Source organism: Burkholderia sp. JPY481 (genome assembly GCF_038900515.1).
Taxonomy (GTDB): Bacteria; Pseudomonadota; Gammaproteobacteria; order Burkholderiales; family Burkholderiaceae; genus Paraburkholderia; species Paraburkholderia youngii.
In genome coordinates, this window is sequence record NZ_JAYMRT010000028.1 from 37,925 (window position 1) to 60,795 (window position 22,871).

Consider the following 22,871-nt stretch of genomic DNA (forward strand, 5'->3'; position numbering starts at 1 on the left):
TTCGCCGCCCCGCTATCTCGGTCCGTCCGTCGAGTTTTCCCGCGGAGATGCCGGTAAAGGAGACTCGAGGATTTCGTTGCCCCCGTCGTTCTGGGACAAACTGGCCGCCAGCCGCCCGCGCTTATAGCTGGTCGCACCTCCCCGCGGTACGGTTTTTTGGCATGCCAGCCCCGCCAGGAGTATCGTTTAACCGCGCCGGAAGCGCCCAAACCGCCACTCCTCTACAAGACAGGCACTTCCCAGAGTCGGGACCAGCTCGACAAAAAGCGCGACGTTTCTAACATGCAAGGAAGCGACATCAACTTTTCGAGGATGGTGAAACCGTGAAAACAGTCAATCTTTTGAAGATGCTCGGAGTTGCATTGTGCGTGGCAACCGCATCCAGCGCCTACGCGCAGGCAAGCGACGCGCAGGCGCCTGCCGCCACGGCAGCCGCGCCGGCCACGACCACCCAATCGACGCGTGCGGCGGATCGCAAGCTCGGCCGCGACGTGCGGCGCGCGCTCGCGAGAGCGCAGGGCTTCAACGTCTCGAACGTGTTCGTGCGGGCGCGCGGCGGCGCGGTGACGCTGACCGGCTCGGTGCCTGAAAGCGGCATGATCCAGCAGGCTGCCGACGTGGCGAAAGGCGTGCCAGGCGTGACCTCGGTGACCAATAAGCTCACGCTGAATTTCCCGTCCCGCGGAGGTGGTGGAAGCTGAGCGTCGGCATCCGACTCGCGAACGGGAGCGCCGCGAACCTGCGACGCGTGCGGTGTCTCCCGCTAATCCCCAGTCGTCGGCACGCACACGGTGTTCTTCTGCGCGGTGAAGGCCACGCGAACGCAGGACGCGGGCGATGCGCTGATCTACTACGGCCGCCGCTATCATCGCGTCGGCGAGCGCTCGGTGCAGGCGACGCATCAGGTCGCGGCGAATCAAGGCGAAGCGTCCGTCTGCGCGCGTTGAGGTCTCACTGCGCGTTGGAGTCGGCCGAGCGCCGCGATCCTCCGGCCGAATAGCGCGGCCGCGGTGCGCTCCGGATTGAGCGCAATAAGTTCGCTTGCCGCGCCGACCATCCACGCGTCACGCCCGTACGACGCCCGTCATCGGTTTGCCCGCCACCGTCCGGCCAAACAGCGCCGCTGCCGTGCGTTCCGGATCGAGCCCGAGGCTCTCACTCGCGGCGCCAGCGATCAACGCATCGAGCGAGGTGGTCGGCCTCAGGTCACGCGACTGATACAGCTGATGCGGCGCGAGCCCCGGCCAATCCGCTATCACGCGACCGCCCTGCACCGAGCCGCCCAGCACCATCGCGACAGATCCGGTGCCGTGATCGGTGCCGCCCGTGCCGTTCGCGGCCGCGGTCCGGCCGAACTCCGTCGCGACCAGCACCGTGGTCTTGCTCCACGATGGTCCCATGCCGTCGCGCAACGCCGCGAGCATCGTGTCGAGCGCCTTCAGCTGATTCGCGAGCCGCGCATTCTGCGCGCTGTGCGTATCCCACCCGCCGGTCTCGATCATCGCGATACGCGGACCGTCGTCGCGCGCCAGAAAACTCGCCGCGAGCTTGCCGAGGCTCGCCGGGTCCTGACGTGCGCCGGCATCGCCCGCGACGCCGCGCGCCGCCATCGCCGATTCCCACAGCGGACGCAACTGCGCGTCCTGCTCGTACAGCTGCGACACGCGCGCGAGCAGATCATCGGGCGCCTGCGGCAACGCCGACGGCGCATACGACGTCACCGAAGCGGGACCGCGCAGCGCCATCGGCACGGTCAGCGCGAACGCGATCGCGTTCTCGCGGGTCGCGGGCAATTGCGCGGCGAGCCGGTTGAGCCAACCATCCTTTGTCTGATACGGCGATGTGCCGCCGGTTTCCAGCACATTCTGTCCGTCGAAATGCGAGCGGTCGCGATACGGCGAAGCGACCGCGTGCACGAACAGCGCCTCGCGTTGCGCGTACAGCTTCGCCATTTGCGCGAGCGCCGGATGCAGCGCGAACGTGCCGTCCAGATGCGGCGCGTTCGACGCATCGATTGCGAGCGGTCCGCGCAAACTCGCATACGCGGGGTCCGCGTAAGGCACGACGATGTTCAGGCCATCGGCCGCGCCACGCTGGATCACGAACACGAAGCGGCGGTCGGTCGCGACATGCGCGAACGCAATTCGCGGCGACACGAGCAGTGCGCCGGCACCGACGGCGGCGACGCTCAGAAACTGGCGGCGTGACAGCATGGCGTTCACCTCCGTTGAAAATCGGGCGATACGAGCAGCAGCGCTATCGCCGTCGACGCGCTTTCCGCGCGCGATACCGCCGTGGCCGTCGGCTCGCTGAGCGAGCCAGCCAGCAAGGTCTGGCCGAGCGAGCGCGCATCGAGCCGGTCACCCACGCGCGAAGCGAAACGTTGCGCGACTTCGACGCGGCGCACGAGCGCATCGGGCGCGGCCCAGCTCGCGGCGATATCGTCGTAGCCGGCGGGCGAACCCGGCCGCCACACCGGCTGGCCTAGCTGCGTCAGGATCGGCGCGCTCTGCAGATTACCGAGGTCGTGCCAGCCGAGTCCGCGCATCGACGAAATGGTCCACTCCCACGGAGTCTTGAACTTCACCGCGCCCGGCGACCACGCTTGCGGTGTATCGATCAACGCGCGATAGACGGTCGGCAGATCGCCGTCGCTGCGAGCGAACGCATCGGCCAGACGAGCGCTCACGCCAGCCGGCGGATTATCGGCGACGAAATGGCGCGCGAGCTTCGTGCCGATATGCTGCGCGGTGGCCGGCGCGTGCGCGAGGTCGTGCAGGATCGCGAGCGCCTGCTGTTCGCCGGCTTCGTCGTAGCGGCGTCCCATGATCGTGCGCGAGCCCGGTTCGTGCAGCGCCTGGCGAAACACGAAGCTGCCGGGTTCGCCGCCTGGCTCCTGCGTGCGCCGGTTTGGATTGGCGCCGCCGTTGCCCGGATTGCCGACGAGACTCCAGCCGGTCAGCGCACGCGCGAATTCGGTCACGTCGTCCTGGCTATAGCCGCTGCGCACGCCGAGGGTATGCAGTTCCATGATCTCGCGCGCGAGGTTCTCGTTGAGTCCGCGTCTGTTGTCCGGATTGCGTTGCGCGGCGCGCAGCGCGGCCATGCTGTCGGGACCAACCGAGCGCGTCTGATCGAGGAACAGCTGCATGGCCGGATGACGCTCGACGGCGACCAGCATGTCCTCGAAACGGCCCAGCACGTGAGGGCGAATCGCCTCCGCTTCGAACGACCCGGCGAGCGCCGCGACGCCGGGCTTTTCCGCCGATACCGCAAAGTGGTTCGCCCAGAAATGCACGAGGCGTTCGATAAATGGCGTCTGAGTGCTCAGCGCGCTGGCGACTCGCGCATTCACCGATGAGCGATACATGTCGAGTATTTCGACGCGAAACGCCTTTCGCTCGGATTGCTTTGCAGCTTGCGCGTCGGTCTGGCTGGCTGCTGCCGCGTTGCTGGCGATGTTGGTCGCGCGGTTGTTCGCACTCTGGTTCGAGTTGGATTCTTCGCCCGCCTTCTGTTTCGCCTGCTGCTCGATCTGCATGCGCTGCTGCACGAGCTGCGTCGACAACGCGATTGAATCGGGCTGGTTCGCCCACGCGTCCGGCCGCGGCTGATACTGCTCGAACTGCGCGAGCAGCCATCCCTTCGGATCGGCTGGCGGCGTATCGTCGGCGCGCGCGCCGAGGCCGAAGCGGTTCAGTGCGATCGCCGCGGCATTCAGATTCGGTGAGTGGGCCATACGATCCTCGTCGGCAGGTAACACGCCTGCATGTCCGTTAAACGGCCGACACACGAAAATCCGTCGCCACCGCACGCATTTTTCTATTCGCCGGATGCGCCATTCGCCTCCGGCTTCTTCGTGTTCGGAGCGGGCTGCGCTTCGCGCCATTGCCCGCGCAGCTTCAAGCTCTCGGCGAATTTGACGCGCTCCTCGGGCGTCAGCGTCGCCGCGAAATCGGCGACGCTCGCTTCGACCATCGCGCGCAGATTGCTGTCGGCCGCGCGGGTACGCGCGAGCGCGGCATCGAGCGCGGCGCGATCGAACTGCGGCGCGGCGAGCAACCGCAATACCTCGCGACGCCCTTCGCGAGCGTCACGCGCATACTGGCGACCGTCGCGCCGCGCGTTCTTCAGGCCGTCGATAAACGCCTGCCGCTGCTGCGCCGACAGCGGCTCGGCGGCGAACCGCAACGCGCGCTGGTCCGGCGCCACCGGCTGATTCGCACCGTGCGCGGCGAACCACTGATACGCGCCGCCGGCGATCGCGCCGAGCAGGAACACGTTGAGCACCGCGGAGCCCAGCAGCGCAAATTTCCACGAGCGCCCGTTCATTCGCCGCTCCAATCGGCGGAGCTGCCGCCGAAGCTCGAAGTCAGATACGAGGATTCATGCACGACCGGCGCGTTCTCGGTCAGCACGAAGAACGACACCGCGAGCGCGCCAGCCACGCCCCCTAGCAGCCCGACGCCTGCCACCGCCGCGCCCGACCACCAAAAACGCCAGCGCGCGGCCGGGCGTCGCGCTGGCGCGCCATCGATGATGCGACGCTGCAGTTCGAGGCTCGGCGGCTCGATCCAGTCCGCGGCGAGCCATGCGTCGAGGCCGGCCGCATCGCTCAACGCCGCGTCGGCTTCGTCGCGATGCGCGCGCGCCCACTGCAGCGCGGCCGCGCGTTCGCGCTCCGGCCAGCGACGCGCGTCGGCGCCGTACGCTGCAACGATCTGTTGGAATCTTTCGGGCGTCATGACTTGTCCTTGCTAAGGCCGCTGCCGGCCAGTTGAGCGCGCAAACCGCGGCGCGCGCGGCTCAGCAGACTCTCCAGCGCATCGACGCTGACGCCCATCAAGGCGGCAGCGTCGACGTTCGACATTTCCTGGTAATAGCTCAGCACGAGCGCTTCGCGCTGTCGCGCCGGCAGCGCGGCGAGCGCCGCGCGCACGCGCGCGTGGTCGGCGCGTGCTTCGAGCCGCGCGTCGGGTGGCGCGGCGGGATCGGCCGTGTCGGGCAGTTCGTCGCTCGGGTCTTCGCGCTGGCCGCGCAAACGGTCGTAGCAAAGATTGAGCGCGACCCGATGCATCCACGTGTCGAATTTCGCTTCGCCTTCGCGCCAGCGAGCCGCCTGTTTCCAGATTCGCACGAAGACCTCCTGCGCGACATCCTCCGCTTCCATGCGATCACCGAGCATGCGCGTGGCGAGCGCGAGCAGCCGCGGCAGCTTGCGCGCGACCAGCGAGCGGACCGCGCCCGGCTCCTCGCGGCCCACCCGCGCGATCAGCTCGGCGTCCGGATCGGGCGGCGCGTCGCTCAAGGCGTGCGGCTCCGTCGCGACGTCACGCGCGCGCGTTCGCGTGCGGGCCGCATCACGGGATCAACGTCGTTCACTTGCCGCCGCTCCTTCAGCTGTCGTGTTGTTATGGTTTTGCTGCCGCTACGCCGCTATCCGGCCTGGTATCACGTACGCGGTCAATATACGACGACCGCCGGACGGTAATAGGCCGGACGTGCCGGATAGACCACACAGCCGGCGAGCGAGGCCGCCAGCAGAATCATCACGAGTGTTTTCATCGCAAGCCTCGCTCAAGCCCAATGTCCTTCGATCCAGCGCCAGTGCGGCCCACGTTGCGCCCAATGGCCGGGCACCCAGCGATAGCCGACGCGCACCGGCTGCCAGTGGCCCGGCGCCCACACATAGCGGCCATGCTGCCAGCGCCAGCGGCCCTGATCCCATACGTAGCCGTCCCGCGGCGCGGGCACGACTTCGACGTGAGGCGGCGGCGGCGCCATTGGCGCGATCACCACTTGCGCGAAGGCGGGTGTGGCCGTCAGCGTGGCCGCACAGCACAGCGCGGCGCTCAGCGTGGAACCGAGCAGGCGACTCATGCGGTTAGAGATCATGTCGTTTTCTCCCATAGGACCGAAAAGAGCCGGAGACAGCGTGGCCCCGTTTCTGCTTCAACGGGTCAATTGGGGGAAATCCGTCGCTCTGCGTGCAAAAAAGTGCGGCGGGAAGAAAGCGCTTCACGATTAGCGCGGCGCGAACCGGAAGTCAGGGAGATGAATGGGAACCGATAGCCGGCGTAATGTCCGCGACTCGAATCTTTAATCGCGGACTGCTGAAATCGTCGGCAGCCTGATTGCGGCAACAACAGTAACAGCAACGGCATTTCTACCCATATTCCGCGGCGAAGGTCGAATCTGGAGTCAGTCACATGTTCCGTAGAGCTTTGTTACCCATTCCGTTCGCTGCGATGCTGATGCTCGCCGGCTGCGGCAACAACAGCGTCAGCACGCCCGCGGCGTCGACCACGGGCGCATCGTCGCCGGCCGCCCCGGTGTCCGCGCAGGACTCGCTGACGACCGCGACGCCGATCAAGCATGTCGTCGTGATTTTCGGCGAGAACGTGTCGTTCGATCACTACTTCGGCACCTATCCGCAAGCGGCCAACCCGGTCGGCGAACCGCAATTCACCGCGGCCGCGGGCACGCCGACGGTCAACAACCTCAGCAGCAACAATCTGCTGACATCGAACCCGAACGCGCTGGCGAGCTCGCCGAACACGGCGGGCCGCACGGTCGGCACGGTGGCGATCGCGGGTCTCGGGCTGCCGGCCGCGGACCTGCTGCCGTTCCGCCTCGATCGCTCGCAGGCGAATACGTCGAGCCAGAATCACGCGTACGCGGCCGAGCAGCTCGCGTATAACAACGGCGCGATGGATTCGTTCCCGCTGTTCACGGCGGCCGGCACGACGATCGCCGGCAGCACCGGCGCGTTCGCGACGAAAGGCCAGGTGCTCGGCTACTTCGACGGCAACACGGTCACCGCGATGTGGAACTACGCGCAAAACTTCGCGATGAACCAGAACGCGTATACGGATACCTACGGACCGTCGACGCCCGGCGCACTCGCAGTCGTGTCCGGCCAGAACAACGGCGTGATCCTGACGGGCGGCACGTCGGCCAACGCGATCCCCGACTCGGCCGGCGGCAACACGATGATCGGCGATCTCGACCCGACCGGCGACGCCTGCACGATCGCGGCGGGCAGCAAGGTGACCGGCGCGATGTCGTCGAAGAACAGGAACATCGGCGACCTGCTGAACGCGAAGAACATCACGTGGGGCGGCTTCATGGGCGGCTTCAATCTGCAGACCGTCAACCCGAACGGCACGACCGGCTGCGCGCGTTCGACGTTCTCGCAGGTGCTCAACGCGAGCAAGGCCGACTACGTGCAGCACCACGCGTGGTTCCAGTACTACGCGAGTACGGCGAACCTCGCGCATACGCGGCCGTCGTCGACGGCGGCGATCGGTGCGACCGATCCGCTCGATAACTCCGCGACCCCGGTGCATCACCAGTACGACACCGACGATTTCTTCACCGCGGTGAAGGCCGGCAACTACCCGTCGGTCAACTTCCTGAAGGCGCCGGCCATCGGCGACGGCCACCCGGGCAATTCCGACCCGATCGACGAGCAGGCGTTCGTCACGAAGGTGATCAACTTCCTCGAACAGCAGCCTGACTGGAAGAACACCGCGGTGATCATTGCCTACGACGATTCGGACGGCTGGTACGACCACCGCTACAAGGCGCCGACGAGCGCGTCGTTCGACTCGACGAGTCCGCAATCGGCGGGCGGCGCGACGGTGGCCGGCAGCGACAACCTCAGCGCGGCGGGCCAGTGCACGGCCGCGGGCGCGGTACAGCCGCAAGGCGTCAACGGCGACGTGGTGAACGGCCGCTGCGGGCCGGGGACGCGCACGCCATTCATCGTCGTGTCGCCGTGGGCGAAGGTCAACTTCGTCGACGACACGCCGATCACGCAGGCGTCGGTGGTGCGCTTCATCGAGGACAACTGGCTCGGCGGCCAGCGCCTCGGCGGCGGCTCTTTCGATGCGACGGCCGGCAGCATCATGAACATGTTCAATTTCTCGGGTACGGGCAACACCGCGCCGTTGTTTCTCGACGAAAACCTCGGCACGAAGCTGTCTTCGCCGCCGTCGACTTGAGCGGGTGCCGCTGACGTGTAAGTCGCTGTTTAGTATCCGTTCGATCTATTCGTCAACGTCATGAACCGACCGTCAGACGCATTTGCACCAGCGCCGCTGCTGGACTCCGCGAGCACTCGCCGCGCGTGGCTGCGGCTGTTCGCGGGAAGCGTAGCGACTGTCGTGCTCGGCTTTGCCGCGTTCTCCGCGTACGCACTCGTGTATCCGGAGTGGATGCCGCCGGCGGTAGGCGAAATCGTCGAGGAGATCACCGGTGCGAATCCGCATCCGGTGCATCTGATGCGTCCGCGGCAAGCGCCGCTCAGTGCGGTTGCGGTGCTCGGCAAACAGATCTTCTTCGACAAGACGCTGTCCGCGTCGGGTCGGCAGTCGTGCGCGACATGTCACTCGCCGCAGCATTCGTATGGACCGGATAACGCGTTGCCGGTGCAGAGGGGCGGCTTGCATCTTGACCAGGCCGGCTATCGTCCACCCCCATCGCTCGCATATCTGTACCGGCAGGCGCCGTTCAGCATCGGCCCCGATCAGGGCGATACCGACGTTCCCGTCGACATGACGCAGCTCGCCTCGCAGGCCGCCGGCATGCAACGCGCGCAGAAGACCGCGCTCGCCGCGCCCAAGACGCCGGCGATGGTGCCGCAAGGCGGCCTGTTCTGGGACGGCCGCGCCGATACGTTGCAGAACCAGGCAATCGGCCCGCTGACGAATCCGGTCGAGATGGCCAACGCGAGCGAAGCCGACGTCGCGCGAAAGCTGCTGCAAACGCGCTACCTCGATCAGTTCAAACGGATCTTCGGAGCTGGCATCGTGAACAACCCGAGCCTGCTGATTTCCGAAGCGATGTTCGCGGTGGGGCGCTATCAGATCGAAGATCCGTCGTTTCATGCGTTCACGAGCAAGTACGACTACTGGCTCGAAGGCAGGGCGCGGCTCACGCATGCCGAACTGCACGGTCTGCAACTGTTCAACGATAAGAACAAGGCGAATTGCGCGGGCTGCCACCTGAGCCAGCCGAGCCGCGATGGCCTCCCGCCGCTCTTCACCGATACGCAATACGAGGCATTGGGTGTGCCGCGCAATCCGGCGATTCCGATCAACAAGGACCCGAAGTTCTTCGACATGGGGATATGCGGACCGTTTCGCGACGACCTCGCGAAGCAGACCCAGTACTGTGGCATGTTCCTCACGCCGACGCTGCGCAACGTCGCCGAACGCAAGGTGTTCTTTCACAACGGCGTGTATCACGACCTGAAGCACGTGATGGACTTCTACAATCTGCGCGACACGGCGCCGGACAAGATCTATCCACGCGATGCGTCGGGCAAGGTGATCAAGTACGACGATCTGCCGCCGCGGTATCACGCGAACATCGATGTCGCCGACGCGCCGTTCGACCGCAAGTTCGGCGATCAACCCGCGCTGAACGACCAGGACATTCGGGACATCATCGCGTTCCTGCAGACGCTGAGCGACGGGTACAGGGAATGACTGCGCGCGCGTGACGGGCGGCCATCGCGCTGCGGCCCGCGAGCCGGTGGGGTATCCTTGCCGGTTTAGCAAACTCTATCCATACCCTCCCCGATGGCCGATTTTCCTTTCGACGCCGTGCTCTTCGACTGCGACGGCGTGCTCGTCGATTCCGAACCCATCACGAATCGCGTGCTCACCGAAATGCTCGGCGAGCTCGGCTGGCATATGAGCGTCGAAGAGACGATGCGCATTTTCGTCGGCAAGATGGTCAAGGACGAAGCCGAACTGATCGAAGCGCACACCGGCTTTGCCATCACGGCCGAGTGGCTGGCGCAGTTCCGCGCGCGTCGCAACGCGGCGCTCGACAGGGAGTTGCGTGCGATCGACGGCGCGTCTTTCGCGGTACACGCGCTGCACCGAACGTTGAACGGACGCATTGCGGTGGCGTCGGGCGCGGATCGCATCAAGATCGAATTGCAGCTCGTGAAGGCCGGCCTCCTCGACTGCTTCGAAGGACGCATCTTCAGCGGACACGAAATGCCGCGCAGCAAGCCGTTTCCCGACGTCTATCTCGCCGCGGCCGCGGCACTCGGCGTCGACCCGGCACGCTGCGCGGTAGTCGAGGATACGGTGACGGGCGCAACCGCGGGCGTCGCGGCCGGTGCGACGGTATTCGGCTATTGCCCGACGCACCTCGGCCACAGCAGCGCGACCGCGCTGCATGGCGCGGGCGCGGTGCACGTGTTCAGGGAGATGGCCGAGCTACCCGCGTTGCTCGCCGGATGGAGCAAGCGCTGATCGGCCGACGTGTTGGCGGCTGAACGACACCGGCCTGCCGCAAGTTGGCCAACGACGATCAGTTACCGACTGCGCGGAGGCAGTCGATCAGCGCTCGCGCCAGTACAGACGTTGAATCCCGCCGCATGGCATGGTGCGTGCAACAGGAACGCCCGAGCGTAAAGCATTTGGGCGCTCGCTACCCATCCAACGTTGCCGGAGATTCATCATGTCCAACTTGACCCTTGCCGACCTGTCGCGCTGCGACGACCTCGACCACGTAGCTGCACAGTCCGTACGCGGCGGCCACTCGTGCCACTCGCCGGAATACCCGCCTTCGTGTTACGGCGAAAAACCGCCGGTTCGCGGGCCGTCCTCCTACAACCCGCCCTCCTACAATCCCTGCCATCCGGTGCACTACGGCTGCGAGCCGGTCTATACCCCGGTCTGCCATCCGGAGCCGATCAAGGTCGTGCCGCTGTAAGCACGAGGCCTCGCGCCGCTGCGCGCAACGGCGCAAGCATGCATGCGTTGCGGGCCGGGTCGGTACGATCGGGCCGCAACGTGCGCTTCATGCTCTTATTCGAAGGCCGGATCGATCGGCACGCGATAGCCGACCGCGAGCCGGTTCGTCTCGTTAGCCATTCCGACGATCGCCTGCAACTCGCCGAACATCTCGTCGGTCATGCCGGCGCGCCGCGCGGCCGCCGTGTGGCTCGCGACGCAATAGCCGCAGTTGTTCGTCACGCTGACCGCGACGTACAGCAGTTCCTTGACGAGTGGATCGAGCGCGCCGGGCGCCATCACTTCCTTCAGGCTGTCCCACGTGCGCGCGAGGGTCGGCGGATGCTGCGCGATGTACTTCCAGAAGTTGTTCACGTCGTCGACCTGGCGAGTCGCTTTGATGTCGTCGTAGACGGCGCGGACTTCGGGGGATGCGTCGGCGTATTCGAGGGGTTTGAGGTGGGGCATGGGGGGTCCTTGGTTTCGAGGGGTTGCGGGTGGGTGTCGGGGGTATCGTGCACTTGCGGGGATAACTCGAGCTCGACACACCGGGCCTTTTCAGCGCATCGAAAGCCACTGAGCAAAATCGATCACTGCAATACTACCCAGACAAACGCATACCGGTGCAACCGTCTGCGGCTCAGGCCGGTTACCAGGAGCCTGTCCCGTTGAGTGGAGCGAGATCGCCGATTTCACCGCACATGCGAGTGTCGCGAAACCGCGTCGGCAAACCATGATTGAAAATCAAGTCGACTGTATCGATAGGCTGCGCGACCTCAAGCGTCTCAAAGAATTGGAACGTTACGTTTTCTCGCTGATCGGACAAACCAATCGTCCACTCAATAACATTGTCACGTTACAGACGAAGCCCCATTCTTCGTCTGATATGTCTGTCGCATAAGGTTTTGGGTTCTCTCTCGTCATGCCGCCATCAAAGCAAAAGCCCCGCAAGATCGCAATCTTGCGGGGCTTTTTATCGAAGCTAACGCTAAAGCATTATCCGCTTAGCGCGACATCATGTTCATACTGACGTTATGCATCACCCACAACGTTCCGCCGACCACGATAACCGCGGTCAACGCAGTGAACACAAACGCCGTCACATTCCAGCGCTGCGACGACGACGCGTTCATATGCAGGAAGAACACCAGATGCACGAGGATCTGCACGACCGCGAGGCCCGCGATCGCGAACAACGCGCTCTGGCCCGTCAACGTGCCGGTCATCACGATCGCAAATGCCGCGACGGTCAGAATGACGGAGAGCACGAAGCCCGTCATATAGCTGCCGAAGCTGCCGTGACCGCCTTCCGAGTGTGCGCCATGGGCGCTATGGCTATGGTCCATTTAGATCACGCTCGCAAGATAGACAAAGGTGAAAACGCCGATCCACACGACGTCGAGGAAGTGCCAGAAAAGGCTCAGGCACGTCAGACGGATCATGTCGCGTTCGGTCAGGTCGCGATGACGCAGCACCTGCAGCGCCAGCACCACCATCCAGATCAGGCCGAACGTCACGTGCAGACCGTGCGTGCCGACCAGCGTGAAGAACGACGACAGGAACGCGCTGCGGCTCGGACCCGCGCCTTCGGCGATCATGTGCGAGAACTCGCGCAATTCCAGCACGAGGAACGAGAGACCCAGCAGGAAAGTCACGCCGAGCCAGCCGAGCAGCACGCCCTTGCGGTTCTTGTGCGCGCCGAGCATCGCGAAGCCGTAGGTGATACTCGAGAGCAGCAGCATCGTCGTTTCGAGCGCGACGCCGGGAATCTCGAACAGCTCCTTACCGGTAGGACCGCCCGCGAACTGCTGGCTCATCACCGCGAACACTGCGAACAGTGCCGCGAAGATGATGCAGTCGGTCATCAGGTACACCCAAAAGCCGAACACCGAGTGCGACGGCACGTGGTCCGGCGCGAGATGCGGCTCAACCGCAATAGTCTTCTGTAACATCAGTCCACCTCCAGCGCGACCTGCTTGCCGACGCCTGCGCCGACACCGGCCACGGCGCCAGCACCGCCGTTGCGTTTCTCTTCAATCAGCGCGACAGTGTCCGCCGGAATGTAATAGCCGTCGTTGTCCATGAAGCTGTAGACGATCACGGTGAGCACGGTGCCAACCAGGCCAACGATCGCAAGCCACCAGATGTGCCACACGGCTGCAAATCCGAGCACCAGCGAGAACAGCCCCACCAGCAGACCCGCGGACGTATTCGACGGCATGTGAATGTCGCGATACGCCGGCACTTTGACACCGCCCTTGCGCGACTTCATTTCGCTGAACGCGTCGAGCGAGCGGACATCCGGGATGTGCGCGAAGTTATAAACCGGCGGCGGCGAGCTCGTCGCCCATTCCAGCGTATGACCGTCCCACGGATCGCCCGTGAGGTCGCGGTTTTCCATCTTGTTGCGATCGCGGATGCTGACGACCAGTTGCAGCAGCTGGCAAGCGATACCGATTGCGATCAGCACCGCGCCGAATGCGGCGATGATCATCCACGGATGCCAGTCCGGGTTGTCGTAGTGGTTCAGACGACGAGTCGCGCCCATGAAGCCGAGCACGTACAGCGGCGTGAATGCGACCCAAAAACCGATCTGCCAGAACCAGAACGCGGCCTTGCCGAGCTTCTCGTTCAGCTTGAAGCCGAACGCCTTCGGGAACCAGTAGTTGAAGCCGGCCAGATAGCCGAACAGCACGCCACCGATAATCACGTTGTGGAAGTGAGCGATCAGGAACAGGCTGTTGTGCAGCATGAAGTCCGCGCCTGGGATCGCCAGCATCACGCCGGTCATACCGCCGATCGTGAACGTGATGATGAAGCCGATCGTCCACAGAACCGGAGTCGTGAATTGCAGACGGCCCTTGTAGATCGTGAACAGCCAGTTGAACACCTTAACGCCGGTCGGAATCGAGATCACCATCGTCGCGATGCCGAAGAACGCGTTCACGTCCGCGCCCGAGCCCATCGTGAAGAAGTGATGCAGCCACACGAGGAACGACAGCACCATGATCGCGCAAGTCGCCCAGACCATCGTCTTGTAGCCGAACAGCGGCTTCTTCGCGAAGGTCGCGACGACTTCCGAGAAGATACCGAACGCCGGCAGGACCAGGATGTACACCTCGGGGTGACCCCAGGCCCAGATCAGGTTCAGGTACAGCATCGCGTTGCCGCCGGCTTCGTTCGTGAAGAAGTGCATGCCGAGGTAACGGTCGAGACCGAGCAGCGCGAGCGTGACGGTCAGGATCGGGAACGACGCCATGATCAGCACGTTCGCGCACAACGAGGTCCACGTGAATACCGGCATCTTCATCCACGACATGCCCGGAGCGCGCATCTTCACGATCGTCACGAAGAAGTTCACACCGGTCAGCAACGTGCCGACACCGGAGATCTGCAGACTCCACAGGTAGTAGTCGACGCCGACACCCGGACTGAACTGCAATTCCGACAACGGCGGATAAGCGAGCCAGCCCGTCTGTGCGAATTCACCAACCACCAGCGAAATGTTGATCAAAATCGCGCTGACTGCCGTCAGCCAGAAGCTCAGCGAGTTGATGAACGGGAAAGCGACGTCGCGCGCGCCGATCTGTAGCGGCACGATGATGTTCATCAAACCGATCATGAACGTCATCGCCATGAAGAAGATCATGATGACGCCGTGCGCGGTGAAGATCTGGTCGTAGTGATGCGGCGGCAAATAACCTGGGCTCAGGTACGACAGCGCCAGCTGCATACGCATCATGATTGCGTCGGCAAAGCCGCGCAGCAGCATGATGAACGCAACGACGATGTACATGACACCGATCTTCTTATGGTCGACGGACGTCAGCCATTCGCTCCACAGGTAGCGCCATTTGCCGAAATACGTGATTCCGCCGAGCACCGCCAATGCGGCGAGGGCCATGCCGGCGCCCGCCGTGACGATGATGGGCTCGTGATACGGAATCGCATCGAGAGTGAGTTTTCCGAACATGAGTTACCCCTTAGGCGCACAGTTGGCGTCTTTCATGTTGTCGATGACGTTGCCGTTGTTGTATTTGGCAATGATGTTGTTGAAGAGCTTCGGATCGACGGTCGAGAAGTACCGCACAGGGTCCTTTTCGCTCGGTTCCGATACCGCGTGATAGCGGTCCATGTCGAGGCGGTCCGACGAAGCGCGCACCTTCTCGACCCAGGCGTTGAACTCTTCAGGCGACGAGGCGAGCGTACGGAACTTCATGTCCGAGAAGCCCTTGCCGCTGAAGTTCGCCGCGAGGCCCGCGTAGTCGCCGGCGTGATCGGCGATCAGGTGCAGGCGCGTCTGCATACCTGCCATCGCGTAGATCTGGCCGCCCAATTGCGGGATGAAGAAAGAGTTCATCACCGTGTCCGACGTGATCCGGAAGTTCACCGGCGTGCCCACCGGGATCGCGAGCTGGTTCACCGACGCGATACCGAGGTCCGGATAGATGAACAGCCACTTCCAGTCCAGCGCGACGACTTCGACGTTGATCGGCTTGACCTCCGACTCGAGCGGACGATACGGATCGAGCTCATGCGTGCTCTTCCACGTCAACACGGCGAGGAACAAAATGATCAGCGCCGGAATCGTCCAGACGACGACTTCGATCGCGGTGGAATGCGTCCACCCCGGTTTGTATTCGGCGTTTCTATTCGACGCGCGATAACGCCACGCGAAAAACAGTGTCATCAGAATGACTGGCACCACGACAATCAGCATGGCCCACACCGAAGTCGCGATCAGATCACGCTCCGCCAGTCCCACACTCCCCTTCGGATTCAGAATATCGAGGTTGCTGCAACCCGAAAGCAGCAACATGAGGCTGGCGGAAACGAAACTTGCCGGCCTTCCCAGCGCCCGTCCTTTCATATCCACTGCCTCGTTTTTTTGACTTCAACGAACGTCATTCGACGGCTCTCCAGTAATAAGCGCTCGCATAATAGGGGGGCATCGAATGCTAATAAACACTCGAATTTGCAACGATCTATTGCAGCGCGCCGCAGTGCGACACGTTGCCGCATTTCCCCGCACACCCTATTCACCAGCGTCGTTTGCGACGCTTCAAAACGAAGCATCGAAAAGTTGACGCATCGCAAGAGCCCCTTCAAATAAGCGCTGGAAAACCGCTGGGCGCGCGGCGGGTTCGCAGTACTCCACCGTGCATGCATTCATAAAGGGGTTGATAGCGACGCGCAAAAGCGCAAAAGCGTCGCCGCATCCTGACGCGCGGATGCGACAACGGTTCTTGCGCTCTGTTCTTTTAACCCGGATTGTGCGTGGCGACGGGTGCCGGTCCGGGCACCGCCGCCTGCAGATGCTCGCCAGCTTCGGCCGGCACGTTGTCAGAAGGCAGCGCCGAGCGTTCCGATTGCGCGAGCAGCGTGCCGACCGACGGATCGATCGCATCGGTAAACGGCTTCGGATTAAGTCCGATCGCGAGCACGAGCAGCGCCAACGCACCGAGCAGCGCGAACTCGCGCTTGCCGAGGTCCTTCAGATTCGCAACGCGCGCATTGGCGATCGCGCCGAAGATCACGCGCTTGTACATCCACAGCGTGTAGGCCGCGCTCAGGATCAGCGTGGTCGCGGCGATCGCGCCGATCCAAAAGTTGAAGCGGATCGCGCCCATCAGCACCATGAATTCGCCGACGAAACCCGACGTGCCCGGCAGACCGATGTTGGCCATCGAGAACAGCATCACGAAACCGGCAAAGCGCGGCATCGTGTTCGCGACGCCGCCGTATTCGGCGATCGATGCGCTCTTCGTGCGGTCGTACAGCATGCCGGTGCACAACAGCATCGCGCCGGACACCACGCCATAGGAGATCATCTGCACGATTGCGCCGGCCTGACCGAAGCGGTTGAAGACGAACAGACCAAGCGTGACGAGGCCCATATGCGCGACCGTCGAATACGCGAGCAGGCGGCGCATGTCGGTTTGGACGAGTGCGAGCAGGCTCGAATAGATCACCGCGACGAGCGACAGCGTGATCATCATCGGCGCAAAGAAGTGGCTCGCTTGCGGTGCGATCGGCAGCGCGAAACGCAGTAGACCGTAGCCGCCGATCTTCAGCATGCCGATCATCACCGCGGCGCCGGTCGGGCCGTCGAGGTGCACGTCGGGCAGCCACGTGTGCAGCGGCCACATCGGCACCTTCACACCGAACGCGGCGAGGAAGCCGAGGAAGATCAGCGTCTGCGGCACCATGTCGAGATGCGCTTCGCGCCACACGGCGAGGTCGAAGCTGTGCGTCTGGCTGTACAGATAGAGCAGCGACATCAGCATCATCAGCGAGCCGAGGAACGACACGAAGAAGAACTTCACCGCCGCATACGTGCGGTTCTTGTGACCGTACGTGCCGATCAGCAGGTACAGCGGGATCAGCGTCGCCTCGAATGCAACGAAGAACATCATGCCGTCGAGCGACGTGAACACGCCCTGCATGAAACCCGACAGCATCAGGAACGCGCCGTAGTACTGCGCGGTGCGCTGCGTGATCGACTCCCATGACGCGATCACGATGATGATCGTCGTCAGCGCGGTCAGCGCGACGAGCCACAGCGAAATCCCGTCGATTCCCACATGCCATGCGATATCGAACGTCGGCGACCAGCGGACGTTCTCGACGAACTGCATCGAGGTCACGTCGTTGCGGAAATTCGCCACGACCGGAATCACCGGCAAGAAACCCGCCACCGCGCCGATCAGCGCGAGCCAGCGCGTGCGATTACGCGCCGCGTCGGACCCGGCGCGCAGAACCACGAAGCCGGCGACTATTGGGATCCAGATGAGAAGACTTAGGAGAGGCAATGGCATGTGCTCTGTCAAAACTTGAAGTACAAAACGCTGCGTCAATGCCGCCAAAACAGCAGGCATTGAAATAGAAATGTAAGTTGGAGTGCGCTGAAATTGACGCGTGGAGGGGTTTCCCGCTACACGTTTACCCGCAGCCGACCGACCGAGGGTGGGAGATTACCAAGATAAGAATAATTTTGCATCGCAGCAGCCGCGAAATCCCTTCGGATTAGATTGTTGCGACGTGGACGCTTGCAAAACGCATCAAAATGTGCGTTTGCACATGACTACAAACGGCTTGGCGGGCCGGGATGATTTGGCTGCAAAAGCTCGCAATTACCCGGAGGTTGACCGCTTTTAGACATCGCCTGTTTGTGGGGCCGGTTCGGCTGGAACGGATCGTGCTGGACGGTCCTTTTCGACCAGTGGCGACGACCCGCATTTGAACAAGAATTTGCCCTGTTCGACGATAAAAAATTTTTTTGTGGTGGCGGTCTAAATTGACCGGCGAACAGGGGCAACCGTGCTGAGCGCCTCAGATGAAGATGCTTTGAATTTGTTCCACCGAGGCGCGCGAATCTTCCATTTACCTTACGAACAACAGCGTTACGGCGCGGGTAGCTGCTGCGCAAATTCGCGCGGCAAGGCACACTCATTTCGCCTGGCCAGCTCCCCTCGCCCGGCCCCTTTTCCGGACCTCCTCGCATGGCGCTTCGTGACGACGACGTAGTACCCGCACTCGAATGCCGCGGCCTCAGCAAGCGGTACGGCATCGGCCGCATCGTGCTCGCGCAGCTCGACTTCACACTCGCTGCGGGAGAGTTCGTTGCGATCATGGGCGACTCAGGCGTCGGCAAGTCGACCTTGCTCAACCTGATCGCCGGACTCGACCGCGCCGATAGCGGCAGTGTGCTGATCGACGGACGCCCGGTCGAGCAACTCGACGATAACGCCGCGACGCGTCTGCGCCGCCAGAAGCTCGGCTTCGTATTCCAGGCGTTTCATGTGCTGCCGCATCTGACGCTCGCGCAGAACGTCGCGCTGCCACTGCTGCTCAATGATCTACCGACGGCCGCCGCGCTCGACATGCTCGCGGCGGTCGGCCTCGGCGGACGCGGCGACGATTTTCCGCGCGATCTCTCCGGTGGCGAATTGCAGCGCGTAGCCATTGCACGCGCACTCGTGCATCGTCCGACGCTGCTTCTCGCCGACGAACCAACCGGCAACCTCGATCCCGCGACCGCGCACGACGTGCTCGGCCTGTTCCGCGCGCAAAGCAAGGCGACGGGCGCGGCGACCATCATGGTCACGCATTCGGAAGCCGCGGCAGCCGTGGCCGACCGCGTGTTGATCCTGAGCGACGGCGGATTGCATGCCGCGCGCGATAAAGCCGCGAACATCGCGCACGCCGCGGCCCGCTCGACCGACGATGGCCGCTGACCTTCAGCCGCTGCCGCGCGCGCCCGGATATCGCGTTCTCGCGCGCTGGCTACTGGCCGCGGAATGGCGCAGCCATCGCGGACGCGCACTCGTCGCAATCGCGACGATCGCGCTCGGCGTCGCGCTCGGCTATGCGGTGCAATTGATCAACAGCGCGGCCTTCAATGAATTCTCCGCGGCCGCGCGCAGTCTGTCCGGCCAAGCGGATCTGCAAGTGCGCGGCGCGCAGCCTTTCATCGACGAGTCCCTTTATCCGCAGCTGGCCAACGAACCGGGGGTGGCGCTGGCGAGTCCCGTGCTCGCGCTCGACGTCGCGGTGCCCGGCCGCAACGGTGCACTGCCCATTCTCGGCATCGACGTCTTCAAGGCGAGCCGGATCACGCCCGATCTGATCGGCGTGCCCTCGCCTGCGCGCCCGTTCGACACGCTCGCCTCCGATGCGATATTTCTGTCGACGGCCGCGCAGCAATGGCTGAACGTCAAGACCGGCGGCGACGTGACGCTGCGCGTCGGCACCTCGGATCTGCAGCTGCGCGTCGCGGGCGGGCTCGTGCGCACGCGGCCGGGTCAACGGCTCGCGGTGATGGACATCGCCGCTGCGCAATGGCGGTTCGACAAGGTGGGCAAGCTGTCGCGCGTCGACTTGCAACTCGAACGCGGTGTGGATCGGCAACGCTTCAAACGCGATCTGCAGCAACGGCTCGGCAGTGCCTGGGTAGTCGCCGAAACGCGCGATACTGAGAGCCGTACCGATCGCCTGTCGCGTGCTTATCGGATCAACATGAATGTGCTCGCACTGGTCGCGCTGTTCACCGGCGCGTTCCTCGTGTTTTCGACGCAGGCACTCGGTGTCGTGCGACGCCGCTCGCAATTCGCAATGCTGCGTGTGATCGGCCTCACGCGAGCTCAGCTGTTGCGGCAGATCTTGCTCGAAGGGGCGCTGCTCGGGCTGCTCGGCTCGTTGTGCGGACTTGCGCTCGGCTACGCGATGGCAAGCGGTGCGCTGCGCTTTTTCGGCAGCGATCTCGGCGGCGGCTATTTTCCGGGTGTGCAACCGCGAGTCGGCTTCGAGCCGCTAGCAAGCACGGTGTTTCTCGCACTCGGGGTGGCGGTGTCGGTGTTGGGCAGCGTCGCACCCGCCATCGATGCTGCACGCGCACGGCCTGCCGCGGCACTCAAGGCCGGCGCCGAGGAAACCGCGCTGGCGCGGCTCGCGACGCCGTGGCCGGCGTTCGGCTGTTTGCTGGCGGCCGCCGCGCTGACGCGCATGCCACCGTGGTTCGATGCGCCGATCGCTGGTTATCTGGCGGTCGCGCTGCTGCTCGTCGGCGGCATCGCGCTGATGCCGCGCGTGACCGCGCTGATATTCGGCGCGGCGAGTCGCGCACGCGCCACGCGACGCCGCGCGGGCGCGACGAGTTCGCTCGCGATTGCGCGTCTCGCGAATGCGCCGGGGCAGGCGTCGATCGCGATGGGCGGCGTGCTGTCGAGCTTCGCGCTGATCGTCGCGATGGCGATCATGGTGGCCAGCTTCCGCGTATCCGTCGACGACTGGATCACGCATCTGCTGTCCGCGGATCTGTACGTGCGCGTCACCTCCGGCGGCAATAGCGGTGACAGTGGCGGCTTGCGGCCCGATGAACAGACGCGCATCGCGACGGTGCCCGGCATCCGCAACGCCGCGTTCTCGCGCATCACACATCTGACGCTCGATCCCGCCCGCCCGGACGTCGCGCTGCTCGCCCGCGAGATCGATGCGGCCGATCCGGGCGCGACCCTGCAGATGACCGGCGCGGTGCTGTCGCCGTCCGCGCTTCGCACCGGCGACATACCTATTTGGGTTTCCGAAGCAATGGTCGACCTGTATGGGTATCAGTTAGGTCAACGTGTACGGTTGCCGCTCGGCGAGCACGGTCAGACGTTCGTCGTCGCCGGCGTCTGGCGCGACTACGCGCGGCAGAGCGGCGCGATTCAGATACGGCTTGGCGACTATCGGCGGCTGACCGGCGACTCCACCGCAACCGACGTCGCGGTGACCGGGGTGCCGGGCGTGAGTGTCGAACGCGTCGTCGCAAGTTTGAAGGCGTTGCCGTTCGGCGCTTCGCTCGAGATGTCGCAACCGTGGGAGATCCGTAAGCGCACGCTGATCATCTTCGATCGCAGTTTCGCGGTCACGTATCTGCTCGAGGCGGTGGCGATCGTGATCGGATTGTTCGGTGTCGCCGCGACCTTTTCCGCGCAGACACTTGCTCGGGCTCGCGAGTTCGGGATGTTGCGCCACGTCGGCGTGACGCGCGCGCAAATTCTCGCGATCCTCGCATCGGAGGGCGGCCTGCTCACGGCATCCGGCATTGCGCTCGGTTTCGCGCTTGGTTTCGCGATCAGCCTGATTCTCGTGTTCGTCGTCAATCCGCAGTCGTTTCACTGGAGCATGTCGCTGCATGTGCCGTGGCTTGTGCTGGGCACGGTCGCGTCGGTGATGCTCGTACTGTCGTGCACGACGGCGGTGCTCGCGGGACGCGGTGCGGTGTCGGTGGATGCCGTACGAGCGGTGAAGGAGGACTGGTGATGCGAGTTGCGCGAAGTGCGTGCGGGATGCGATTGCTCTGGAGTACCTGCAAATCTTTGCTCAAATACCCGCATCGAACTTTTCGGAGCCTACTTTGCGTTGGCATAGCCGCTGCGTCGCCGTCTTTTGCCGCTAGCGGCGATTCCTCTGCATCCGCGCCGGCCGCCTTCGCGGTAGTTACACCAGAACATCCGATCTCGTTTCCGCGGGACACCGGTGCCCATCCGGAATTCCGCACCGAATGGTGGTACGCGACGGGCTGGCTCACGACACCCGACCACCAACCGCTCGGATTCCAGATCACGTTCTTCCGTTCGGCGACCGGTCACGACGCGGCCGACCCCAGCGCGTTCGCCCCCTCGCAACTGATCATTGCGCACGCTGCGTTGAGCGATCCGGCCATCGGCCACCTCGTTCACGATCAGCGCATCGCTCGGCAAGGTCTCGGGCTTGCCTACGCGAGGCCCGACAACACCGACGTCAAACTCGACGCATGGAAAATGATTCGCGCCGCGGACGGCCACTACGACATCACCGCCGACGCAAGCGGATTTTCGCTCCACCTCCAACTCGCGCCAATGCAGTCTCCGCTGATTCAGGGCGAGCGCGGTTACTCGCGCAAAGGACCGCGTCCCGAACAGGCAAGCTATTACTACAGCGAACCGCAACTCCGCGTGACGGGCACTGTGGTGCGCCCGGCCGCGGGTGCAAACGACAGGACGCGCAATGCTGTGGTGACGGGTACCGCATGGCTCGATCACGAATGGTCGAGCACATTGCTCGACGCCAATGCGGTTGGATGGGATTGGCTCGGCGCCAATTTGACGGACGGGTCGGCGCTCATGGCATTCAAGATCCGTAGCCGCGATGGACATGCAACGTGGGCCCACGCGACGCTTCGCAGACGCGATGGACAGGTAGCGAACTTCGGCCCCGGCGAGGTTTCGTTCACGCCGCGTCGCATGTGGCGGTCGCCGCACACAAATACTTTGTACCCGGTCTCGATGACGGTTAGAACCGGAACGCTGACGTGGCAACTCGATCCGCTGATGGACGATCAGGAACTCGATTCACGACAGTCGACCGGCGCGGTGTATTGGGAAGGCGCGGTGCGGGTAAGTCAACAGAATGCGGATGTAGGGCGGGCCTATCTGGAACTGACGGGTTACGCGGATGCGCTGCGGATCGGAAAGTAGTTGAAGCGCGCGGAATTGGCCGCGTAAACGCAAAAACCCCACCGCTGGGGGTGGGGTTTCTGGCTTGTGGGGGAGCCTGACGATTACCTACTTTCACACGGGCAATCCGCAC

General features: G+C 63.9%; 20 protein-coding genes and 1 pseudogene. 9 read left to right on the plus strand and 12 right to left on the minus strand.

The annotated features are described in order from the left end of the window. Positions 1–323 precede the first annotated feature (323 nt). Positions 324–701 carry a BON domain-containing protein gene (locus VSR82_RS35350; protein WP_429455452.1) on the plus strand — a complete coding sequence of 126 codons (378 nt, stop codon included), beginning with the start codon at positions 324–326 and terminating at the stop codon, positions 699–701. 105 nt (positions 702–806) lie between these two features. After that, positions 807–947, plus strand: a complete 141-nt coding sequence (locus tag VSR82_RS35355; RefSeq protein WP_410851111.1) for a hypothetical protein — start codon at positions 807–809, stop codon at positions 945–947. 117 nt (positions 948–1,064) lie between these two features. Here VSR82_RS35355 and VSR82_RS35360 read toward each other — a convergent pair whose 3' ends face one another. The 6 genes and pseudogenes from VSR82_RS35360 to VSR82_RS35385 form a co-directional block, all read right to left on the minus strand. Beyond that, on the minus strand, positions 1,065–2,213 hold the full coding sequence (locus tag VSR82_RS35360; RefSeq protein ID WP_429455451.1) for a DUF1501 domain-containing protein: 1,149 nt from the start codon (positions 2,211–2,213) through the stop codon (positions 1,065–1,067). A 5-nt stretch (positions 2,214–2,218) separates the two neighbouring features. Continuing rightward, a complete protein-coding gene (locus VSR82_RS35365; RefSeq protein WP_368583535.1) occupies positions 2,219–3,739 on the minus strand; it encodes a DUF1800 domain-containing protein in 1,521 nt (506 codons plus the stop codon). Between the two features lie 83 nt (positions 3,740–3,822). Beyond that, a complete protein-coding gene (locus VSR82_RS35370) occupies positions 3,823–4,332 on the minus strand; it encodes a periplasmic heavy metal sensor (protein WP_368583534.1) in 510 nt (169 codons plus the stop codon). After that, positions 4,329–4,745, minus strand: coding sequence for a hypothetical protein (locus tag VSR82_RS35375; protein WP_429455450.1), 417 nt, complete (start codon positions 4,743–4,745; stop codon positions 4,329–4,331). Before VSR82_RS35375 ends, VSR82_RS35370 begins: the two co-directional genes overlap by 4 nt. Further along, positions 4,742–5,338 (minus strand): annotated as a pseudogene (locus tag VSR82_RS35380) (RNA polymerase sigma factor); the annotation flags it as partial. The gene VSR82_RS35375 and the pseudogene VSR82_RS35380, both read right to left, overlap by 4 nt. Positions 5,339–5,577: 239 nt before the next feature. Continuing rightward, entirely contained in the window at positions 5,578–5,895 is a 318-nt protein-coding gene (locus VSR82_RS35385; RefSeq protein ID WP_498858516.1) for a YXWGXW repeat-containing protein, read from the minus strand. A gap of 314 nt (positions 5,896–6,209) precedes the next feature. Here VSR82_RS35385 and VSR82_RS35390 point away from each other — a divergent pair, with 314 nt between their 5' ends. From VSR82_RS35390 to VSR82_RS35405, 4 genes are all read left to right on the plus strand, one after another. Then, positions 6,210–8,006 (plus strand): alkaline phosphatase family protein, encoded by a 1,797-nt coding sequence (locus VSR82_RS35390; protein ID WP_429455448.1) that lies wholly within the window; start codon positions 6,210–6,212, stop codon positions 8,004–8,006. A gap of 60 nt (positions 8,007–8,066) precedes the next feature. Then, positions 8,067–9,494: a cytochrome-c peroxidase gene (locus VSR82_RS35395; RefSeq protein ID WP_429455447.1), complete on the plus strand. Its 1,428-nt coding sequence runs from the start codon at positions 8,067–8,069 to the stop codon at positions 9,492–9,494. A 93-nt stretch (positions 9,495–9,587) separates the two neighbouring features. After that, positions 9,588–10,274, plus strand: a complete 687-nt coding sequence (locus VSR82_RS35400; protein ID WP_429455446.1) for an HAD family hydrolase — start codon at positions 9,588–9,590, stop codon at positions 10,272–10,274. A gap of 208 nt (positions 10,275–10,482) precedes the next feature. Continuing rightward, positions 10,483–10,737: a hypothetical protein gene (locus VSR82_RS35405; RefSeq protein ID WP_429455445.1), complete on the plus strand. Its 255-nt coding sequence runs from the start codon at positions 10,483–10,485 to the stop codon at positions 10,735–10,737. Positions 10,738–10,832: 95 nt separating this feature from the next. Here the strand turns inward: VSR82_RS35405 and VSR82_RS35410 are convergent, their stop codons facing one another. The 6 genes from VSR82_RS35410 to VSR82_RS35435 form a co-directional block, all read right to left on the minus strand. Next, positions 10,833–11,225 (minus strand): carboxymuconolactone decarboxylase family protein, encoded by a 393-nt coding sequence (locus VSR82_RS35410; RefSeq protein WP_368583527.1) that lies wholly within the window; start codon positions 11,223–11,225, stop codon positions 10,833–10,835. 536 nt (positions 11,226–11,761) lie between these two features. Then, on the minus strand, positions 11,762–12,103 hold the full coding sequence (gene cyoD / locus VSR82_RS35415; protein ID WP_018437951.1) for a cytochrome o ubiquinol oxidase subunit IV: 342 nt from the start codon (positions 12,101–12,103) through the stop codon (positions 11,762–11,764). Beyond that, positions 12,104–12,709, minus strand: a complete 606-nt coding sequence (gene cyoC / locus VSR82_RS35420) for a cytochrome o ubiquinol oxidase subunit III (protein ID WP_368583526.1) — start codon at positions 12,707–12,709, stop codon at positions 12,104–12,106. Continuing rightward, positions 12,709–14,730 carry a cytochrome o ubiquinol oxidase subunit I gene (gene cyoB / locus VSR82_RS35425; protein WP_410851118.1) on the minus strand — a complete coding sequence of 674 codons (2,022 nt, stop codon included), beginning with the start codon at positions 14,728–14,730 and terminating at the stop codon, positions 12,709–12,711. Before cyoB ends, cyoC begins: the two co-directional genes overlap by 1 nt. Before the next feature lie 3 nt (positions 14,731–14,733). Next, on the minus strand, positions 14,734–15,627 hold the full coding sequence (cyoA, locus tag VSR82_RS35430) for a ubiquinol oxidase subunit II (RefSeq protein ID WP_429455444.1): 894 nt from the start codon (positions 15,625–15,627) through the stop codon (positions 14,734–14,736). A 391-nt stretch (positions 15,628–16,018) separates the two neighbouring features. Beyond that, positions 16,019–17,575, minus strand: coding sequence for an NADH-quinone oxidoreductase subunit M (locus VSR82_RS35435; protein ID WP_368583523.1), 1,557 nt, complete (start codon positions 17,573–17,575; stop codon positions 16,019–16,021). 684 nt (positions 17,576–18,259) lie between these two features. Here VSR82_RS35435 and VSR82_RS35440 point away from each other — a divergent pair. Genes VSR82_RS35440 through VSR82_RS35450 form a run of 3 tightly spaced genes read left to right on the plus strand, consistent with a single transcriptional unit; the run spans position 18,260 to position 22,759 of the window. After that, positions 18,260–18,994, plus strand: coding sequence for an ABC transporter ATP-binding protein (locus VSR82_RS35440; protein WP_368583522.1), 735 nt, complete (start codon positions 18,260–18,262; stop codon positions 18,992–18,994). Further along, positions 18,984–21,563 carry an FtsX-like permease family protein gene (locus VSR82_RS35445; RefSeq protein ID WP_429455443.1) on the plus strand — a complete coding sequence of 860 codons (2,580 nt, stop codon included), beginning with the start codon at positions 18,984–18,986 and terminating at the stop codon, positions 21,561–21,563. The genes VSR82_RS35440 and VSR82_RS35445 overlap by 11 nt, the downstream gene beginning before the upstream one ends. Positions 21,564–21,589: 26 nt before the next feature. Continuing rightward, on the plus strand, positions 21,590–22,759 hold the full coding sequence (locus VSR82_RS35450; RefSeq protein WP_429457675.1) for a lipocalin-like domain-containing protein: 1,170 nt from the start codon (positions 21,590–21,592) through the stop codon (positions 22,757–22,759). The last annotated feature ends 112 nt before the right edge of the window (positions 22,760–22,871 follow it).

Bases quoted from the DNA above. Each gene is read 5' to 3' on its own strand.
- VSR82_RS35400 (WP_429455446.1), top strand. From the start codon at position 9,588: ATGGCCGATTTTCCTTTCGACGCCGTGCTCTTCGACTGCGACGGCGTG.
- VSR82_RS35395 (WP_429455447.1), top strand. From the start codon at position 8,067: ATGAACCGACCGTCAGACGCATTTGCACCAGCGCCGCTGCTGGACTCC.
- cyoB (WP_410851118.1), bottom strand. From the start codon at position 14,730: ATGTTCGGAAAACTCACTCTCGATGCGATTCCGTATCACGAGCCCATC.
- VSR82_RS35390 (WP_429455448.1), top strand. From the start codon at position 6,210: ATGTTCCGTAGAGCTTTGTTACCCATTCCGTTCGCTGCGATGCTGATG.
- VSR82_RS35440 (WP_368583522.1), top strand. From the start codon at position 18,260: ATGGCGCTTCGTGACGACGACGTAGTACCCGCACTCGAATGCCGCGGC.
- VSR82_RS35445 (WP_429455443.1), top strand. From the start codon at position 18,984: ATGGCCGCTGACCTTCAGCCGCTGCCGCGCGCGCCCGGATATCGCGTT.
- VSR82_RS35375 (WP_429455450.1), bottom strand. From the start codon at position 4,745: ATGACGCCCGAAAGATTCCAACAGATCGTTGCAGCGTACGGCGCCGAC.
- VSR82_RS35450 (WP_429457675.1), top strand. From the start codon at position 21,590: ATGCGATTGCTCTGGAGTACCTGCAAATCTTTGCTCAAATACCCGCAT.
- VSR82_RS35360 (WP_429455451.1), bottom strand. From the start codon at position 2,213: ATGCTGTCACGCCGCCAGTTTCTGAGCGTCGCCGCCGTCGGTGCCGGC.
- cyoD (WP_018437951.1), bottom strand. From the start codon at position 12,103: ATGGACCATAGCCATAGCGCCCATGGCGCACACTCGGAAGGCGGTCAC.
- VSR82_RS35405 (WP_429455445.1), top strand. From the start codon at position 10,483: ATGTCCAACTTGACCCTTGCCGACCTGTCGCGCTGCGACGACCTCGAC.
- cyoC (WP_368583526.1), bottom strand. From the start codon at position 12,709: ATGTTACAGAAGACTATTGCGGTTGAGCCGCATCTCGCGCCGGACCAC.
- VSR82_RS35385 (WP_498858516.1), bottom strand. From the start codon at position 5,895: ATGATCTCTAACCGCATGAGTCGCCTGCTCGGTTCCACGCTGAGCGCC.
- VSR82_RS35435 (WP_368583523.1), bottom strand. From the start codon at position 17,575: ATGCCATTGCCTCTCCTAAGTCTTCTCATCTGGATCCCAATAGTCGCC.
- cyoA (WP_429455444.1), bottom strand. From the start codon at position 15,627: ATGAAAGGACGGGCGCTGGGAAGGCCGGCAAGTTTCGTTTCCGCCAGC.
- VSR82_RS35410 (WP_368583527.1), bottom strand. From the start codon at position 11,225: ATGCCCCACCTCAAACCCCTCGAATACGCCGACGCATCCCCCGAAGTC.
- VSR82_RS35365 (WP_368583535.1), bottom strand. From the start codon at position 3,739: ATGGCCCACTCACCGAATCTGAATGCCGCGGCGATCGCACTGAACCGC.
- VSR82_RS35370 (WP_368583534.1), bottom strand. From the start codon at position 4,332: ATGAACGGGCGCTCGTGGAAATTTGCGCTGCTGGGCTCCGCGGTGCTC.